This window comes from Marinomonas gallaica (assembly GCF_001639745.1).
Lineage (GTDB): Bacteria > Pseudomonadota > Gammaproteobacteria > Pseudomonadales > Marinomonadaceae > Marinomonas > Marinomonas gallaica.
This window is the reverse complement of the sequence record NZ_LTAX01000091.1, coordinates 1-260: the sequence shown is the minus strand read 5'-3', so window position 1 is coordinate 260 and position 260 is coordinate 1. Positions and strand designations below refer to the sequence as shown.

1 pseudogene is annotated in these 260 nt (G+C 45.4%); it reads right to left on the bottom strand.

What is annotated here, in order from left to right:
- Nucleotides 1-229: pseudogene (locus AYW76_RS18755) on the bottom strand (hypothetical protein); the annotation flags it as partial.
- Nucleotides 230-260 lie beyond the last annotated feature (31 nt).

The following is a 260-nucleotide window of genomic DNA, read 5'->3' as shown; positions in this document are numbered from 1 at the left end:
ACAGGGAAATCTGATCATGAATACTGCCTTCAGCAGCCATCTCAATCAGCTTGTTGTAAGCGTCTTTACCATCTTTCGCTAAAATGGACTCAAAGCCAATAGACTCAATCGCTCGTTGGACCTGTTTACGTGCCACCGCTGAGTCATCAGCAATCATAATACGCTTAACGATCTGCTTTTGCTCTTTCTCTTCCGCAGCGGCAATTTCTGTCGCGATATTGCTATCCATGGTTTCAACCACAGGTGAAATCTCAGCGAGA